This is a genomic window from Klebsiella sp. X13, from assembly GCF_003323835.1.
Taxonomy (GTDB): Bacteria; Pseudomonadota; Gammaproteobacteria; order Enterobacterales; family Enterobacteriaceae; genus Klebsiella; species Klebsiella ornithinolytica.
In genome coordinates this window covers 432,163-449,855 of the sequence record NZ_CP030874.1, presented here as the reverse complement: position 1 = coordinate 449,855, position 17,693 = coordinate 432,163, and the positions used below count along the sequence as shown (strand labels likewise).

Annotated in this window: 17 protein-coding genes; 6 read left to right on the top strand and 11 right to left on the bottom strand. The window is 56.2% G+C overall.

Annotated features, from left to right (window positions below; all coding sequences use genetic code 11):
* Positions 1-75 precede the first annotated feature (75 nt).
* Entirely contained in the window at positions 76-480 is a 405-nt protein-coding gene (locus tag DSD31_RS02075; RefSeq protein ID WP_004868418.1) for an OsmC family protein, read from the bottom strand.
* 306 nt (positions 481-786) lie between these two features.
* Here DSD31_RS02075 and crp point away from each other — a divergent pair, with 306 nt between their 5' ends.
* Both crp and DSD31_RS02060 read left to right on the top strand, forming a co-directional pair.
* Positions 787-1,419, top strand: coding sequence for a cAMP-activated global transcriptional regulator CRP (gene crp / locus DSD31_RS02065; RefSeq protein WP_000242758.1), 633 nt, complete (start codon positions 787-789; stop codon positions 1,417-1,419).
* A 52-nt stretch (positions 1,420-1,471) separates the two neighbouring features.
* Positions 1,472-3,550, top strand: a complete 2,079-nt coding sequence (locus tag DSD31_RS02060) for a YccS/YhfK family putative transporter (protein ID WP_004868420.1) — start codon at positions 1,472-1,474, stop codon at positions 3,548-3,550.
* On the opposite strand, the gene argD is transcribed toward DSD31_RS02060, so the two are convergent.
* The 5 genes from argD to ppiA form a co-directional block, all read right to left on the bottom strand.
* A complete protein-coding gene (gene argD / locus DSD31_RS02055; protein ID WP_004868421.1) occupies positions 3,540-4,760 on the bottom strand; it encodes a bifunctional acetylornithine/succinyldiaminopimelate transaminase in 1,221 nt (406 codons plus the stop codon). The genes DSD31_RS02060 and argD overlap by 11 nt on opposite strands.
* An 89-nt stretch (positions 4,761-4,849) precedes the next feature.
* Positions 4,850-5,413 carry an aminodeoxychorismate synthase component 2 gene (gene pabA / locus DSD31_RS02050; protein ID WP_004868423.1) on the bottom strand — a complete coding sequence of 188 codons (564 nt, stop codon included), beginning with the start codon at positions 5,411-5,413 and terminating at the stop codon, positions 4,850-4,852.
* A gap of 44 nt (positions 5,414-5,457) precedes the next feature.
* Positions 5,458-6,048 carry a putative adenosine monophosphate-protein transferase Fic gene (locus DSD31_RS02045; protein ID WP_004868424.1) on the bottom strand — a complete coding sequence of 197 codons (591 nt, stop codon included), beginning with the start codon at positions 6,046-6,048 and terminating at the stop codon, positions 5,458-5,460.
* Positions 6,038-6,205: a YhfG family protein gene (locus DSD31_RS02040; RefSeq protein ID WP_015585620.1), complete on the bottom strand. Its 168-nt coding sequence runs from the start codon at positions 6,203-6,205 to the stop codon at positions 6,038-6,040. Before DSD31_RS02040 ends, DSD31_RS02045 begins: the two co-directional genes overlap by 11 nt.
* Positions 6,206-6,312: 107 nt before the next feature.
* Positions 6,313-6,882, bottom strand: coding sequence for a peptidylprolyl isomerase A (ppiA, locus tag DSD31_RS02035; protein WP_004868429.1), 570 nt, complete (start codon positions 6,880-6,882; stop codon positions 6,313-6,315).
* Between the two features lie 276 nt (positions 6,883-7,158).
* Here ppiA and tsgA point away from each other — a divergent pair, with 276 nt between their 5' ends.
* The gene (tsgA, locus tag DSD31_RS02030) at positions 7,159-8,343 is read left to right on the top strand and encodes an MFS transporter TsgA (RefSeq protein ID WP_048023439.1); all 1,185 of its coding nucleotides are present in this window, start codon (positions 7,159-7,161) and stop codon (positions 8,341-8,343) included.
* On the opposite strand, the gene DSD31_RS02025 is transcribed toward tsgA, so the two are convergent.
* Complete coding sequence (locus DSD31_RS02025) at positions 8,340-9,665, bottom strand: cytosine deaminase (RefSeq protein WP_015585619.1); 1,326 nt, start codon at positions 9,663-9,665, stop codon at positions 8,340-8,342. The two genes, tsgA and DSD31_RS02025, sit on opposite strands and share 4 nt — an antisense overlap.
* A gap of 239 nt (positions 9,666-9,904) precedes the next feature.
* Between DSD31_RS02025 and nirB the strand changes: the two genes are divergently transcribed.
* From nirB to cysG, 3 genes are all read left to right on the top strand, one after another.
* Complete coding sequence (gene nirB / locus DSD31_RS02020; RefSeq protein WP_004868435.1) at positions 9,905-12,448, top strand: nitrite reductase large subunit NirB; 2,544 nt, start codon at positions 9,905-9,907, stop codon at positions 12,446-12,448.
* Positions 12,445-12,771 (top strand): nitrite reductase small subunit NirD, encoded by a 327-nt coding sequence (nirD, locus tag DSD31_RS02015; RefSeq protein ID WP_004868437.1) that lies wholly within the window; start codon positions 12,445-12,447, stop codon positions 12,769-12,771. Before nirB ends, nirD begins: the two co-directional genes overlap by 4 nt.
* 155 nt (positions 12,772-12,926) lie before the next feature.
* Positions 12,927-14,300 (top strand): siroheme synthase CysG, encoded by a 1,374-nt coding sequence (gene cysG / locus DSD31_RS02010; RefSeq protein ID WP_004868439.1) that lies wholly within the window; start codon positions 12,927-12,929, stop codon positions 14,298-14,300.
* A gap of 120 nt (positions 14,301-14,420) precedes the next feature.
* On the opposite strand, the gene trpS is transcribed toward cysG, so the two are convergent.
* From trpS to dam, 4 genes are read right to left on the bottom strand one after another with little or no spacing between them, the layout of a single operon-like run.
* On the bottom strand, positions 14,421-15,425 hold the full coding sequence (trpS, locus tag DSD31_RS02005) for a tryptophan--tRNA ligase (protein WP_015585618.1): 1,005 nt from the start codon (positions 15,423-15,425) through the stop codon (positions 14,421-14,423).
* Positions 15,418-16,179 carry a phosphoglycolate phosphatase gene (gene gph / locus DSD31_RS02000; protein WP_113990810.1) on the bottom strand — a complete coding sequence of 254 codons (762 nt, stop codon included), beginning with the start codon at positions 16,177-16,179 and terminating at the stop codon, positions 15,418-15,420. Before gph ends, trpS begins: the two co-directional genes overlap by 8 nt.
* Positions 16,172-16,849, bottom strand: a complete 678-nt coding sequence (gene rpe / locus DSD31_RS01995) for a ribulose-phosphate 3-epimerase (RefSeq protein WP_004868444.1) — start codon at positions 16,847-16,849, stop codon at positions 16,172-16,174. The genes gph and rpe overlap by 8 nt, the downstream gene beginning before the upstream one ends.
* Positions 16,850-16,865: 16 nt before the next feature.
* A complete protein-coding gene (gene dam, locus DSD31_RS01990; protein ID WP_004868446.1) occupies positions 16,866-17,690 on the bottom strand; it encodes an adenine-specific DNA-methyltransferase in 825 nt (274 codons plus the stop codon).
* Positions 17,691-17,693: the final 3 nt, after the last annotated feature.

Sequence of the window (17,693 nt, the reverse complement as noted above, 5' to 3'; positions counted from 1 at the left end):
CGGCCGGCGCTACGCTTGCGCCGGCCTGCAAGACGGTGTCAACCCGGTAAGCATCGCGCCACCGGGTATCTGGCATTACGCCTCTACCACCTCAAACGAGTGGGTGATGTTCACCGCTTTTTGCAACATCAGCGCCACCGAGCAGTATTTCTCCGCCGACAGATCCACCGCACGGGAGACGGCCGCATCTTTCAGCTCCTTGCCGGTGACAATAAAATGCATGTTGATATGGGTAAACAGACGCGGCGCCTCTTCCCGACGTTCAGACGTCAGCTTGACTTCACAGTTAGTCACGTTGTGACGACCTTTCTGCAAAATAGACACGACATCGATCGCGCTGCATCCGCCCGCCGCCATCAGCACCATCTCCATTGGGCTTGGCGCTTTATCTCCGGAGTTGCCGTCCATCAGAATCTGGTGACCTGACGCCGACTCTCCGATGAAGGTTAACCCTTCAACCCATTTCACACGAGCTTGCATAAAATTTAACTCCAAGGTTGCAATTTTCCTGACAGATTACGCGTACATAACAATTCTCGCAACGGAAGGCGACCTGCATCATGCTGAAGCGAGACACCAGGAGACATGCGGCAAAAGCTATGCTAAAACAGTCGGGATGCTACAGTATTACATTGATGTACTGCATGTATGCAGAGGAGTTCACATTACAGGCTGAAGAAAAATCACCAGCCCGTTTCCCAGGCATAGGGAAACAATACGATTGCATGCCCGGATGCCGTGTAGTGTCGGCACCCGGAGATAGCTTATAACAGAGGATAACCGCGCATGGTGCTTGGCAAACCGCAAACAGACCCTACCCTCGAATGGTTCTTGTCTCATTGCCACATTCATAAGTACCCATCTAAAAGCACGCTGATCCACCAGGGTGAAAAAGCAGAAACGTTGTACTACATCGTCAAAGGCTCTGTGGCTGTGCTCATCAAGGATGAAGAAGGTAAAGAGATGATCCTCTCTTACCTCAACCAGGGCGATTTCATCGGTGAATTAGGCTTGTTTGAAGAAGGCCAGGAGCGTAGCGCCTGGGTACGTGCGAAAACCGCATGTGAAGTGGCCGAAATCTCCTACAAAAAATTCCGTCAGCTCATTCAGGTTAACCCGGATATCCTGATGCGCTTGTCGTCGCAGATGGCTCGCCGTCTGCAGGTGACCTCAGAAAAAGTGGGTAACCTTGCCTTCCTCGACGTCACCGGGCGCATCGCTCAGACGCTGTTGAACCTGGCAAAACAGCCGGATGCGATGACCCACCCTGATGGTATGCAAATTAAAATTACCCGTCAGGAAATTGGTCAGATCGTTGGCTGTTCCCGCGAAACCGTTGGCCGTATCCTGAAGATGCTGGAAGATCAGAACCTGATCTCCGCACACGGTAAAACTATCGTCGTATACGGTACGCGTTAAGTCGATAAAACGGCGTATTGCTTGCGCAATACGCCGTTTTTGTTTTCCCTCTATGTGGCGCAGGCTGATTTATCACCCGGAAGTCAACTATGCACTGCGGCAAACGCTGGTGTTGTGTTTGCCTGTCGCAATCGGCCTCCTCCTCGGTCATTTACAGCAAGGTCTGCTGTTCTCGCTGGTGCCCGCCTGCTGTAACGTCGCCGGTCTGGATACGCCGCACAAACGTTTTTTTAAACGCTTGATTATTGGCGGTTCGCTGTTCGCCGGCTGTAGTCTGGTCGTCCAGCTTCTGCTTCAGCAGGCGATCCCGCTACCTTTGATTCTCAGCGGCCTGGCGCTGCTGCTCGGCGTAACGGCGGAGATCAGCTCTCTGCACGCCAGGCTTCTGCCCGCTTCGTTGATTGCCGCGATCTTTACCCTGAGCCTTGCCGGAAACATGCCCGTCTGGGAGCCACTGCTGATCTACGCCCTCGGGACGCTGTGGTACGGTCTGTTTAACTGGTTCTGGTTTTGGCTATGGCGCGAGCAGCCGCTGCGCGAATCGCTGAGCCTGCTCTATCGCGAGCTGGCTAACTACTGCGAAGCCAAATACAGCCTGCTGACCCAGCATATCGATCCCACCACTTCACTGCCGCCGCTGCTCACGCGCCAGCAGAAGGTGGTGGACCTGATCACCCAATGCTACCAGCAGATGCATATGCTGGCGGCGAACCAGCGCAATGACCACAAGCGCCTGCTGCGGGCGTTTCAGATGGCGCTGGATTTGCAGGAACATATCTCCGTCAGCCTGCACCAACCCGAAGAAGTACAAAAACTGGTAGAGCGCAGCCATGCCGAGGCGGTGATCCGCTGGAACGCGCAAACCGTTGCCGCTCGCCTGCGGGTGCTGGCCGATGACATCCTGTACCACCGCTATCCGCAGCGCTTTAACATGGATAAGCAGATCGGCGCGCTGGAGAAAATTGCCTGGCAGCATCCGGACAACCCGGTAGGGCAGTTCTGCGCCTGGCACTTCAGCCGAATAGCCCGGGTGCTGCGTACCCAGCGCCCGCTGTACGCTCGCAACCTGATGGCGGATAAAGAGCGCCGTCTGCCGCTGCTGCCCGCGCTAAAAAACTATCTCTCGTTAAAATCACCGGCGTTACGTAACGCTGCGCGTATCTGCGTGATGTTAACGGCCGCAAGCCTGATGGGAAGTGCCCTGAACCTTCCCAAGCCTTACTGGATCCTGATGACGGTGCTTTTTGTAACCCAAAACGGCTACGGCGCGACGCGGGTACGTATCGTCCATCGGGCGGCAGGTACGCTTGCCGGTCTGGCCATCGCCGGACTGGCGTTGCACTTCCATGTCCCGGAGGGTTATACGCTCTCCGCGATGCTGCTCGTCACGCTGCTGAGCTACCTGATTATCCGCAAGCATTATGGCTGGGCGATGGTTGGCTTTACCGTGACGGCGGTGTATACCCTGCAGCTTCTGACGCTCAACGGCGAGCAGTATATTGTCGCCAGGCTTATCGATACGCTTATCGGCTGCCTTATCGCCTTTGGCGGCATGGTCTGGCTATGGCCGCAATGGCAAAGCGGGCTACTGCGTAAGAACGCTCACGACGCGCTGGAAGCCGATCAGGAAGCGATCAGGCTGATTCTTAGCGACGATCATCAGGCTCCGGCGCTGGCCTATCGCCGGATGCGCGTCAATCAGGCGCATAACTCGCTGTATAACTCGCTGAATCAGGCCATGCAGGAACCCGGTTTTAACACACACTATCTTGACGACATGAAACTGTGGGTCACCCACAGCCAGTTTATTGTTGAGCATATCAACGCGATGACCACCCTGGCCCGCGAGCATACGATGCTGACGCCGGAGCTGGCCCGACGCTATCTGGAATCTTGTGAGATTGCGCTCCAGCGTTGCCAGCAGCGGCTGGATTCCGATGGTCCCGGCAGCGCTGGCGATGTCAATATTATGGAGTCGCAGGATGTGGAGGTGAGCCGGGGGCCGTTAAGTACGATGGAGCAACATCTGCAGCGGATCCTCGACCATCTGAACACCATGCACACCATCTCCTCGGTGGCATGGCGTCAGCGCCCGCATCACGGCATCTGGCTACGCGCGATTAAGCGTTAAGAACCTGCTTTACCGCCTGGGCAAAGCGGGCCATGCCTTCGGCAATATCCTGCTCGTCGATGACCAGCGAAGGGACAAAGCGCATCACATCCGGCCCGGCATTCAGCACCATCACGCCGGCATCTGCCGCGGCATAGAGAAAATCACGAGCCCGGCCCTTATACTGCGGCTTAAGCTCCGCGCCAATCAACAGCCCCATACCGCGGATATCGCTGAACAGGTCAAACTGCGCGTCAATTTGCTGGAGATGCTGCACAAACAGCTCGCGCTTCGCCTTCACGCCCTCCAGCACCTCCGGGGTATTAATCAGGTCAAATGCCGCCCCGGCCACGGCGCAGGCCAGCGGGTTACCGCCGTAGGTCGAACCGTGGGAACCGGCGTGGAATGCGCTGGCAATATCGTTGGTGGTCAGTACGGCGCTGATCGGGAAGCCACCGCCCAGCGCTTTGGCGCTGGTAAGAATGTCCGGCGTCACGCCATAGTGCATATATGCAAACAGCGAACCGGTACGCCCCATGCCGCACTGAACTTCATCAAATACCAGCAGCGCCTGATGCTCATCGCAGAGTTCGCGCAGTCCTTTCAGGAACGCCGGCGTCGCCGCCATCACGCCGCCTTCTCCTTGAATCGGCTCCACAACCACCGCGCAGGTATGATCGTCCATAACGGCCTTAACCGCATGCAGATCGTTAAACGGCACGTGGATAATGTCCGCCGGTTTCGGGCCGAAGCCATCAGAATATTTTGGCTGCCCGCCCACCGATACCGTGAACAGCGAACGGCCGTGGAAGGCATTATGGAAGGCGATGATTTTGGTCTTATACGGACTGTGACGGGTAATGGTGTAGTGGCGCGCCAGCTTGAACGCCGTTTCGTTCGCTTCGGTGCCGGAGTTCATGAACACCACGCGTTCGGCGAAGGTGGCCTCCACCAGCTTACGACCCAGACGCAGCGCCGGCTCGTTGGTAAAGACATTGCTGGTATGCCACAAGGTTTCGCCCTGCTCATGCAGCGCCGCGACCAGAGCCGGATGACAATGACCTAACGCCGTCACCGCAATCCCGCCCGCGAAATCAACGTACTCTTTGCCCTGCTGATCCCATACGCGGCTACCTTTACCTTTGACCGGGATGAATTCTGCCGGTGCATAAATCGGCAGAATAACTTCATCGAATGTGGCGCGGGTAATTACCGGTTGCTCAGTTGCCATGTCATGCCATCCTTCTTCGTTATGCGGTCATTATTGTGATAATCTAATCACAAAATATGCATAAAAAATCAATCAATGGCAACTACAAATCATCGATTGAGGAAGTTTGCCAGCAGTTGATGTCCCTGCTCGCTGAGAATACTTTCCGGGTGGAACTGTACCCCTTCGAGATCCCACTCCCGATGGCGAATCGCCATAATCTCTCCGCTTTCACTGCGGGCCGTCACCTCAAAGCATTCGGGAAGCGTCGCGGGATCAATCAGCAGAGAGTGGTAGCGAGTAACGGTCAGCGGATTATTCAGCCCCTGAAAGACCCCCTGCCCGTTATGATAGATGGGAGAAGTTTTGCCGTGCATCACTTTCGCCGCTCGCACGATAGTGGCCCCAAAGACCTGGGCGATGGCCTGATGGCCAAGACAAACGCCCAGCAGCGGAACCTGACCGGCATAACGAGCAATCACCGCCAGCGAAATGCCTGACTCATTTGGCGTACAGGGCCCGGGAGAGATCACGATTTTCTCCGGCATCAACGCCGCGATCTCCTCAAGCGTCAGCTCATCATTGCGCCTGACCAGCACTTCCGCCCCCAGTTCACAGAAGTACTGGTACAAGTTCCAGGTGAAAGAATCATAGTTGTCGATAAGCAGGATCATAGCGGCTCCGGAAAGAATAAAACCGGGCTATTCTACTCAGATTCTCACGCTTCGCTTACCACTTTGCGAAAGATCCGCTCAAGGGGTTCGGGATCGCCCATCGCCCCCAGCTGGTTAGCCTGGCTCCAGCTATCGGGGTCGATATCCCGCCAGTCGAGCACAAACCCGGCGTGAAGAGCCAACTGTTCAAAGAAAATTCGCTGAACCAGGCCGCTACCGACGCGAAACGGGTGCAGGACGTTGATTTCCCCGTAGTACCAACTCAGACGCGTGACGAACGTCGCGCGGCTGATTCCGCTGAGGTAGCCCTCTTCCTCCAGCGCCCGCATCAGCGCATTGCCCTCTTTCTCAATCCACGCAAAATGGCAGAAAGGAGTATCCCCCTGATAGATATCGACTTCTCTGAATTGCCCCGCCCAGTCGAAGATATCCTGATAGAGCTGATGATGAATGAAACAGAGGTAGGGTAGCCCGCGGCCGCGCGGTCCCAGCGGCAGCGTCGCCGCACGCAGGGAGGTGATTTCCCAGGCCGTTTGCTCCAGCCGCTGCGCCTGACGAATACCGAGACGGTTACGCATCACATTGAGCGCAGGGTAGAGGTAAGGGTCGCGATCGTCGCCATATTTACTGCTCATGGCGCCTCCTGATCTCGGCAAGACGCGCCAGCGCTTGCTCGGCAGTCAGCGTCACCAGCGGGATCGCTGCCCCCTCCAGGCGACGGCTGGCCTGAAAATTCACATTGCGGGTCTGTTCCCAGAGCTGGGATTTTTGCTTATCGGTGAGTGAACGCATGGTCGCCTCCCTTATCGTCCCCTGTTTGCCACAAGTATAAGCAGCAATTTCAGGTTACGCAGAGAGGCCGACGAGGCGCGGGCAATGTTACCCGCGCACAGAAAGGCTTACGGCAGGACTTTTGCTGAGAGGATAACAACAGGTTTGGACGGTACATTCTGGTACGGTCCGACGTTGTGCGTCTGAACCTGGGAAATCTTATCCGCCACGTCCATGCCTTTCACCACTTTGCCGAAGACCGCATAGCCAAAATCACGCTGCCCGTGGTCAAGGAAGGCGTTGTCCGCAATGTTAATGAAGAACTGGCTGGTAGCGCTGTCCTGATCGGCGGTACGCGCCATTGCGATAGTACCGCGGGTATTGCGCAGACCGTTATCGGCTTCGTTTTTAATCGGCGGGTTCGGCTGCTTCTGCTGCATCTGTTCGTTAAAGCCGCCGCCCTGCACCATGAAGCCCGGAATCACGCGATGGAAGGTCGTATTGTTATAGAAGCCGCTGTTCACGTACTTCAGGAAGTTATCCACGGAAATCGGTGCTTTCTGGCTATTTAACTCCAGCTCAATATTGCCCGCAGACGTCGTCAGCAGTACATGAGGATCGCCCTTCGCTGCCATTGCCGGAGAGAAAGCTGAAATGGCGAAAACGGCAACCACCGCCGCCAGAGTTGATTTGAGCATGGGAATTCCTTAACGGAGCAGAATAAAAAGCAAGTGCTTTGATTCTAAAGAGCCTTTGCATCCTGGGCCAGCCTTTTACCTAATTTTACGTAGCTGAAATAGTTGTTACGGCGCACGCATTGACCAGCGCGATAAATAAAGGCGATCCAAATCACACTAATCCATGCAAAAAGCATTTCATTGCATAATAAACGTTTGCTTACATCACTCGAATGAATAAAATCTGTCCGCCCTGGCGCAGTCAATGCGCTTTACATTTCTATTCACAGGCCAGTCATGACTAACAGCAATCGTATCAAGCTCACATGGATCAGCTTCTTTTCCTACGCCCTCACCGGCGCGCTGGTGATCGTCACCGGAATGGTGATGGGAAATATCGCCGATTATTTCCATTTGCCCGTCTCCAGTATGAGCAACACCTTTACTTTCCTCAACGCCGGTATCCTGATCTCTATCTTCCTGAACGCCTGGCTGATGGAAATTGTGCCGCTGAAAACCCAGCTGCGTTTTGGCTTCATTCTGATGGTCCTGGCCGTTGCCGGGCTGATGTTTAGCCACAGCCTGGCTCTGTTCTCCGCGTCCATGTTCGTTCTGGGGCTGGTCAGCGGGATCACCATGTCGATCGGGACCTTCCTGATCACCCACATGTATGAAGGCCGCCAGCGTGGCGCGCGTTTGCTGTTTACCGACTCCTTCTTCAGCATGGCGGGGATGATCTTCCCGATGGTCGCCGCATTCCTGTTGGCCCGCAGTATCGAGTGGTACTGGGTTTATGCCTGCATTGGGCTGGTCTACGTTGCCATTTTTATTCTGACCTTCGGCTGTGAGTTCCCGGTTCTTGGCAAAAAAGCACAGCAGGATAACCAGCCGGTCGTGAAAGAAAAATGGGGCATCGGCGTGCTGTTCCTCGCAATTGCGGCGCTGTGCTACATCCTCGGTCAACTGGGCTTTATCTCCTGGGTACCGGAGTATGCCAAGACCCTGGGCATGAGCCTGGCCGATGGCGGTAAGCTGGTGAGTGATTTCTGGATGTCGTACATGATTGGTATGTGGTCGTTCAGCTTCATCCTGCGCTTCTTCGACCTGCAGCGCATCCTGACCGTACTGGCTGGTCTCGCCACCGTGCTGATGTACCTGTTCATCAACGGTTCACCGGAGCATATGCCGTGGTTTATTCTGACCCTCGGCTTCTTCTCCAGCGCGATTTACACCTCGCTTATTACGCTGGGTTCGCTACAAACCAAAGTCGCGTCGCCGAAACTGGTGAACTTTGTACTTACCTGCGGCACCATCGGCACAATGCTGACCTTCGTGGTGACCGGTCCGATTGTGGCTGCCAGCGGCCCGCTGGCAGCGCTGCACACCGCTAACGGCCTCTACGCCGTGGTCTTTGTGATGTGCTTAATCCTTGGTTTCGTCTCCCGCCACCGCCAGCACAACGCGGCTGCGACCTCCCACTAAGCCTTTGTTGGCCCCTTTGCGTCAGTGAAGGGGCTGTTTCGACTAAAGAACAGCTCCTCTCCTCCTCTGTCGGTCTGGATCCAGGTCTGCGCCAGTTGCGTTGTGGCAATCACCCGTCCCTGACGAATCGACCAGCGAACCGGTACCTGACAGCGAACCGCTTCAAAGCCATTCTCCGCCGGCAGAATAACCAGATTCGCGGGATAGCCCGGCACAATACCGTAATCGTGCAGACCAAAGGTACGGGCGCTGTTGTCGGTAATCAGCTTCAGCCCATCGTTGATCTGCTGATAGCCCATCAGTTGACAGACATGTAACCCCATATGCAGCACCTGCAGCATATTGCCGGTGCCCAGCGGGTACCACGGGTCGAAAACATCATCGTGACCGAAACAAACGTTAATACCCGCCGCCATCAGCTCCTTCACCCGGGTGATGCCACGGCGTTTTGGATAATCGTCAAACCGCCCCTGGAGATGAATATTGACCAGCGGGTTAGCAACAAAGTTGATTCCCGAGAGCTTTAGTAACCGAAACAACCGCGAAGTATAGGCGCCGTTATAGGAGTGCATCGCGGTGGTATGGCTGGCCGTAACCCGTGGGCCAATGCCCTCTTTCAACGCCAGAGCCGCCACCGTTTCGACAAACCGCGACTGCTCGTCGTCAATTTCATCGCAGTGAATATCCAGCGGGCGTTGATACTGCTGCGCCAGACGGAACGCGATATGCAGCGATTCCACACCATACTCGCGGGTAAACTCAAAGTGCGGAATGGCGCCGACCACATCGGCCCCGAGCCGCAGGGCCTCCTCCAGCAAGGCCTCACCATTGGGGTAGGATAAGATCCCCTCCTGGGGGAAGGCGACTATCTGCAAATCTACCCATGGCGCTACCTCCTGTTTCACCTCCAGCATCGCCTTTAATGCCGTCAACGTCGGGTCAGACACGTCAACGTGCGTGCGGACAAACTGAATCCCGTTGGCGATTTGCCATTTCAGCGTCTTCCACGCCCGGGCCTTCACATCTTCGTGACTCAATAGCGCCTTACGTTCTGCCCAGCGCTCAATCCCCTCAAACAGCGTCCCGGACTGGTTCCAGTTTGGCTCGCCGGCAGTTTGGGTGGTATCGAGATGAATATGCGGTTCAATAAATGGCGGGATCGCGAGCCCACCGCGGGCATTGAGCACTTCATAACTTTCGCTGCGCGCATCGCCCATCGGGGTGATATCGCCAAAACAGCCTTTATCTATCGCGATCTGCCATAGCCCTTCGCGATCGGGCAAACGTACGTTCTCAATCAACCAAAGCGGAACTGCTGTCATCTTGATGACTCCCGTGAATATGCCGTTTTTTCGCCCAACCCATAAACATTCCCCCGCATCCATTTTGTACACAAAAGCAACAACAAGGAAAAGCCTGAGTTTTCCATAACTTATAAAAATCCAGGAAAATCATAAGCATACCCATTAAGTGGTAGGCGCGGGCGATCTTGATTTGTATCAATAAGTGTACTGGCTGAATCGTTAAGGTAGGCGGTAATAGAAAAGAAATCGAGGCAAAAATGAGCAAAGTCAGAATCGCTATTATCGGTAACGGCATGGTTGGCCATCGCTTTATCGAAGAGCTTCTTGATAAGGCGCCTGCCGGACAGTTCGACATTACCGTGTTCTGTGAAGAACCCCGTATCGCTTACGACCGCGTCCACCTGTCGTCTTACTTCTCCCATCACACCGCCGAAGAGCTCTCGCTGGTCCGTGAAGGTTTTTACGAGAAACATGGCGTTAAAGTCCTGATCGGTGAACGCGCTATTACCATTAACCGCCAGGAGAAAGTGATTCACTCCAGCGCGGGACGCACCGTATTTTACGACAAGCTGGTGATGGCGACGGGTTCCTATCCGTGGATCCCGCCAATCAAAGGCGCGGACACTCAGGACTGCTTTGTGTACCGCACCATTGAAGATCTGAACGCGATTGAATCCTGCGCACGTCGCAGCAAACGCGGCGCCGTCGTCGGCGGCGGCCTGCTGGGCCTCGAAGCCGCCGGCGCGCTGAAAAACCTCGGCGTGGAAACCCACGTCATCGAATTTGCCCCCATGCTGATGGCCGAACAGCTGGATAATATGGGCGGCGAGCAGCTGAAGCGTAAAATCGAAAGTATGGGCGTGAAGGTCCATACCAGCAAAAACACCAAAGAGATTGTCCAGCAGGGCAGCGAGGCCAGAAAAACCATGCAGTTCGCCGATGGCAGCGAGCTGCAGGTTGATTTTATCGTCTTCTCAACCGGTATTCGTCCACGCGATAAGCTGGCGACCCAATGCGGTCTGGCCGTGGCGCAGCGTGGCGGTATCGTGGTCAATGACACCTGCCAGACCTCCGATCCGGATATCTATGCTATCGGCGAATGCGCCAGCTGGAACAACCGCGTCTACGGTCTGGTGGCGCCGGGTTATAAAATGGCCCAGGTGACCGTCGACCATCTCCTCGGCAACGACAACCGCTTTATCGGGGCCGATCTCAGCGCCAAACTGAAGCTGCTTGGCGTTGACGTGGGCGGCATCGGCGATGCGCATGGCCGCACGCCTGGCGCCCGCAGCTACGTCTATCTTGATGAAAGCAAAGAAGTCTATAAACGACTGATCGTCAGCGAAGACAATAAAACCCTGCTTGGCGCGGTGCTGGTCGGAGACACCAGCGATTACGGCAATCTGCTGCAGCTGGTGCTCAACGGTATTGAACTGCCGGAAAACCCGGACTCGCTGATTCTGCCGGCACACGCCGGCAGCGGTAAGCCGTCAATCGGCGTCGATAAACTGCCGGACAGCGCGCAAATCTGCTCCTGCTTCGACGTGACTAAAGGGATGCTGATTTCCGCCATCAACAAAGGCTGCCATACCGTCGCCGCGCTGAAAGCAGAAACCAAAGCCGGTACCGGCTGCGGCGGCTGTATTCCGCTGGTGACCCAGGTGCTGAACGCGGAGCTGGCGAAACAGGGGATCGAAGTGAACCACAATCTGTGCGAACACTTTGCCTACTCCCGCCAGGAGCTGTTCCACCTGATTCGCGTAGAAGGGATTAAAACCTTCGAAGAGCTGCTGGCGAAACACGGAAAAGGCTACGGCTGCGAAGTGTGTAAGCCGACCGTTGGCTCTCTGTTGGCCTCCTGCTGGAATGAGTACATTCTCAAGCCTCAGCATACGCCGCTGCAGGATACGAACGATAACTTCCTCGCCAATATCCAGAAAGACGGGACCTATTCGGTTATCCCGCGCTCCGCCGGCGGCGAAATTACGCCGGAAGGTCTGGTGGCCGTAGGGCGCATCGCGCGCGAATATAATCTCTACACCAAAATCACCGGTTCCCAGCGTATCGGCCTGTTCGGCGCGCAAAAAGACGACCTGCCTGAAATCTGGCGTCAGCTGATTGAAGCGGGCTTCGAAACCGGCCACGCGTATGCCAAAGCGCTGCGTATGGCGAAAACCTGCGTCGGCAGCACCTGGTGCCGCTACGGCGTCGGCGACAGCGTGGGCTTCGGCGTCGAGCTGGAAAATCGCTACAAAGGCATCCGTACGCCGCATAAAATGAAGTTTGGCGTCTCCGGCTGTACCCGTGAATGTGCGGAGGCGCAGGGTAAGGATGTGGGGATTATCGCCACCGAGAAGGGCTGGAATTTATATGTCTGCGGCAACGGCGGGATGAAGCCGCGTCACGCCGACCTGCTGGCTGCCGATCTCGACCGCGAAACGCTGCTCAGCTATCTCGATCGCTTTATGATGTTCTATATCCGTACCGCCGATAAGCTGACGCGTACCGCGCCGTGGTTAGACAACATGGAAGGCGGCATCGACTACCTGCGTAGCGTCATTATCGACGACAAGCTGGGCCTGAACGCCCACCTGGAAGAAGAGCTGGCGCGTCTGCGTGCCGCTGTCGCCTGTGAGTGGACCGAGACGGTCAACAATCCGGCGGCACAAACCCGCTTCAAACACTTTATCAACAGCAACCAGCGCGACCCGAATGTCCAGGTCGTACCGGAACGCGAGCAGCACCGTCCGGCGACGCCGTATGAGCGTATCCCGGTCACTCTGGTGGAGGAGAACGCATGAGCCAGTGGGTAAACATCTGCAAGATTGACGATATTCTGCCTGCAACCGGCGTCTGTGCGCTGCTGGGTCAGCAGCAGGTCGCCCTGTTCCGGCCTTACCATGACGATCGGGTCTATGCGATCAGCAATATCGACCCGTTCTTCAATGCCAGCGTGCTGTCGCGAGGCATCATTGCCGAGCATGAGGGTGAGCTGTGGGTCGCCAGCCCATTGAAGAAACAGCGCTTCCGTCTGCGCGACGGCCTGTGCATGGAAGATGCAAGCCACTCCATTGCGCATTTCGATGCGCGCGTGAAAGACGGCAACGTTCAGCTGAAGGCATGATGCCCTGAGGTTCCCGCCGCGCTCCGGCGGGAACCATATTTTCTTCTTATGCCAACTAAGCGGTAGGCGCCCGAAAAATCGTATATTGTGCCAACCCTCTGCTGCTATGCTACGACCGCTTATCCCTCTCCCACTGCTTGCTGCGAGGATGTTCCGTGGATCACTTACCTATTTTTTGTCAGCTGCGCGGCCGCGACTGCTTACTGGTCGGCGGCGGTGATGTTGCCGAACGCAAGGCGCGCCTGCTGCTCGATGCCGGCGCCAGAGTCACGGTCAACGCGCTGGGGTTCTCGCCGCAGTTCCATGTGTGGGCCGATTCACAGATGCTGACCCTGGTGCAAGCGCCGTTCACCCCGACGCTTCTCGACACCTGCTGGCTGGCCATCGCCGCCACCGACGATGAGGATGTCAATCAGCAGGTCAGCGACGCGGCAGAGGCACGGCGGATATTCTGTAACGTGGTCGATGCGCCGCAGCAGGCCAGCTTTATTATGCCGTCGATCATTGACCGCTCGCCGCTGATGGTCGCGGTCTCCTCTGGCGGTACCTCACCGGTGCTGGCGCGGCTGCTGCGGGAAAAGCTGGAGTCGATTCTGCCGCTCCACTTAGGCCAGCTGGCCCACTATGCCGGCCAGCTGCGGTCGCGGGTGAAAAAACAGTTTGCGACGGTCGGCGAACGTCGACGTTTCTGGGAAAAGCTGTTCATCAACGACCGTCTGGCGCAATCGCTGGCCAATGAAGACCGCCAGGCCGTTGCCGATACTACCGAGCAACTGTTAACAGAGCCGCTGGATCACCGTGGCGAAGTGGTGTTGGTCGGCGCCGGTCCCGGCGATGCCGGACTGCTGACTCTCAAAGGGCTCCAGCAGATCCAGCAGGCGGACGTCGTGGTGTATGACCGCCTGGTCTCTGACGACATTATGAATCTGGTACGTCGCGACGCCGATCGGATTTTCGTCGGTAAACGCGCGGGCTATCACTGCGTGCCGCAGGAAGAGATTAACCAGATCCTGCTGCGCGAGGCGCAGAATGGACGTCGCGTCGTGCGCCTGAAAGGTGGCGATCCCTTTATTTTTGGCCGCGGCGGCGAAGAGCTGGAAACCCTGTGCAACGCCGGGATCCCCTTCTCGGTGGTACCAGGAATTACCGCGGCTTCAGGCTGTTCCGCCTATTCAGGTATCCCGTTAACCCATCGCGATTTCGCCCAGGGCGTCCGCCTGATCACCGGCCATCTGAAGACAGGCGGCGAGCTGGATTGGGAAAACCTGGCGGTAGAGAAGCAGACGCTGGTGTTTTATATGGGGCTGAACCAGGCCTCTGCTATCCGGGAGAACCTGATTGCTCACGGCATGGCGGCGGATATGCCCGCGGCTATCGTTGAGAACGGCACGGCGGTCAGCCAAAGAGTCGTCGCCGGCACCTTAGATCGGCTGGATGTTCTGGCGCAGCAGATGGCCAGCCCGGCGCTGATTATCGTTGGCCGCGTGGTCAGCCTGCGCGACAAGCTGAACTGGTTCTCCCATCACTGATACTGACGTTTCGGGTTCGGCTCGCGGACCCCGAGAAACTGACCGGCAAACGTCGCATATGCTGAAAATACAAAAGGGCGGGATTGACCCGCCCTTTTCTGCTTCTCGCCCGGCTATCGCTTACGGCTTAGCCACAAAACCAATGGCTTCATAGACCGCTTTCAGCGTTTGCGACGCGCGCGCGCTGGCTTTTTCCGCCCCGTCTCTCATCACCTGATTGAGGAACGCTTCGTCGTTACGGAAGCGGTTATAGCGCTCCTGCAGTTCCAGCAGCATACCGGACACCGCATCAGCCACTTCGCCTTTCAGGTGACCATACATTTTGCCTTCGAAATGTTGCTCCAGCTGCGGAATACTCTGCCCGGTGACGCCCGAGAGGATATCCAGCAGGTTGGAAACACCGGCTTTATTCTGCTGGTCATAGCGAACAACAGGCGGCTCGTCACCGTCGGTCATTGCACGCTTAATCTTCTTCACCACCGATTTCGGGTCTTCCAGCAGGCCGATCACGTTATTGCGGTTGTCGTCTGACTTGGACATTTTCTTTGTCGGTTCAAGCAGGGACATCACGCGAGCGCCGGAGGCAGGAATAAACGGCTCAGGCACTTTAAACACCTCGCCGTAAAGGGCGTTGAAGCGCTGCGCGATATCGCGGCTCAGCTCCAGGTGCTGTTTCTGATCTTCGCCAACCGGAACCTGGTTGGTCTGATACAGCAGAATGTCCGCCGCCATCAGCACCGGATAGTCAAACAGACCGGCGTTAATGTTTTCCGAATAGCGCGCGGATTTGTCTTTGAACTGGGTCATACGGCTCAGTTCACCGAAATAGGTGTAGCAGTTCAGCGCCCAGCCCAGCTGCGCGTGCTCCGGCACGTGCGACTGAACGAAGATGGTGCTTTTCTCCGGGTCGATACCGCATGCCAGGTAAAGCGCCAGAGTATCCAGCGTCGCTTTACGCAGTTTCTCAGGATCCTGACGCGCGGTGATGGCATGCAAATCTACGATGCAGTAGATGCAGTGATAATCATCCTGCATGCTCACCCATTGACGCAGCGCACCCATATAGTTGCCAATGGTCAATTCACCTGAGGGCTGTGCGCCACTAAAAACGATGGGCTTAGTCATTTTTCAATTCCTGAGTTTCACTATACGGTAGCCCAAGAGCGGGCAAGAGTTCATTAAACTGGTCAAAGATGTAGTCCGGTTCGCTGAGCGCGATCGACTCGCCGTAGTTATACCCGTAGGTCAGCCCGATGGAGCGGCAGCCCGCGGCTTTAGCCGCCTGGATATCATTACGCGAATCACCAACGAACAGCAGCTCAGCAGGCGCCAGGCCCAGCTTCTGCGCCACAAGCAGCAGGGGATCCGGATGGGGTTTTTTATTCTTCACATCATCGCCGCCGATGACGACCGTAAAATACTTCGCGATATCCAACGCGTCCAGAATTGGCGCAACGAACGGCGTCGGCTTGTTGGTTACCAGCGCCAGCGGCAGGCCTTTCGCATGCAGTGCGCCAAGCGTATCAGCCACCGCCGGGAACAGAAAACTGCCTTCTTCCGCCGCTTCAGCATAGTAGCGATCGAACAGCTTACGCAGCACCATCAGCTGCTCTGCCTGTGGAATATCGTCATGGTCGACGGAGGGTTTCCCCATCGCAGCACGCTGGGTTGCGCGTTCATGACGCGCCCAGCTCAGGGCCCGCTCCATCAGAACATCCGCACCGTTGCCGATCCAGGTTACGACGCGCGCCTCGCCGGCCATCGGTAGCTCCAGCGCATAGAGCGCGCTATCAACCGCCGCCGTCAAACCCGGCGCGCTATCGACCAGCGTGCCGTCAAGGTCAAAGGCGACACCGCGAACAGAGTGTAATTTATCCATGACTAACCTTTGCTAATTCACTACGCATTTGATCGATAACCTCCTTGTAGTCCGGACGATCGAAAATCGCCGAACCGGCAACAAACATATCCGCGCCTGCCGCCGCAATATCCGCAATATTACTGACCTTCACGCCGCCGTCGACTTCCAGACGAATATCATAACCCGACGCATCGATGCGCTGACGCACTTCGCGCAGTTTATCCAGAGTCTGGGGGATGAAGGACTGACCGCCGAACCCCGGGTTAACGGACATCAGCAGGATAACGTCCAGCTTATCCATCACATAATCAAGGTAGCTCAGCGGCGTGGCCGGGTTAAACACCAGACCGGCTTTACAGCCATGTTCTTTGATCAGCTGCAGGCTGCGATCGACGTGCTCAGAGGCTTCCGGGTGGAAGGTGATGATGCTGGCGCCCGCCGCGGCGAAATCAGGAATGATGCGGTCGACCGGTTTCACCATCAGGTGCACGTCGATCGGGGCGGTGATGCCATAGTTGCGTAGCGCTTTCAACACCATAGGGCCGATGGTCAGATTCGGCACGTAGTGGTTGTCCATCACGTCAAAGTGCACAACGTCCGCACCTGCAGCCAGCGCTTTGGCGGTATCCTCGCCCAGGCGGGCAAAATCAGCCGACAGAATCGAAGGGGCAATCAAATACTGCTTCATCCGCATCTCCTTGAAATTATTTAGTCTTGGGCGGACGGTAAAGAGCCAGAAGCTCGTCCACCTTCTTTCGTGTACCACCGTTGCTGCTGATACTGCGTCGAACTTTGACGACATGCAGTTTAGCCTGACGATACCATTCGCGCGTGAGCGCCGTATCGTGGTTGGAAATCAGAACCGGAACCCGCTGCTCCAGCAGGTTCTCCGCCAGCTGCGCCAGATGGGCCTGCTGCTCGGCGTTAAAGCTGTTCGTATGATAGGCCGTAAAATTGGCGGTAGACGATAATGGCGCATACGGCGGATCGCAATAGACCACCGAAGAACCGTCCGCGCGCGCCATACTGTCGGCATACGACTCACAGTAGAAGTACGCATTCTGCGCCTTCTGGGCAAAATGATACAGCTCAGCTTCCGGGAAGTAGGGCTTCTTATAACGGCCGAACGGTACGTTAAATTCGCCGCGCAGATTATAGCGACACAGGCCATTGTAGCCATGGCGATTCAGATACAGGAACAGCACCGCGCGACGCAGCGGATCCTGACTTTGGTTGAATTCAGTACGGAACTGATAGTACTGCTCTGCCGCGTTATTCTCGGGCGTAAACATTTCACGCGCCGCCGCAACGTACTCATCCGTCCGCAATTTAACGATGTTGTAAAGACCGATCAGGTCGCTGTTGATGTCCGCCAGAATATAACGAGAAAAGTCGGTATTAAGAAATACCGACCCTGCGCCAACAAAGGGCTCAATCAGACAATCGCCTTGCGGCAAGTGTTTCTTTATATCGTCAAGCAGGGGGTATTTACCCCCTGCCCATTTCAGAAAAGCGCGATTCTTTTTCATGCT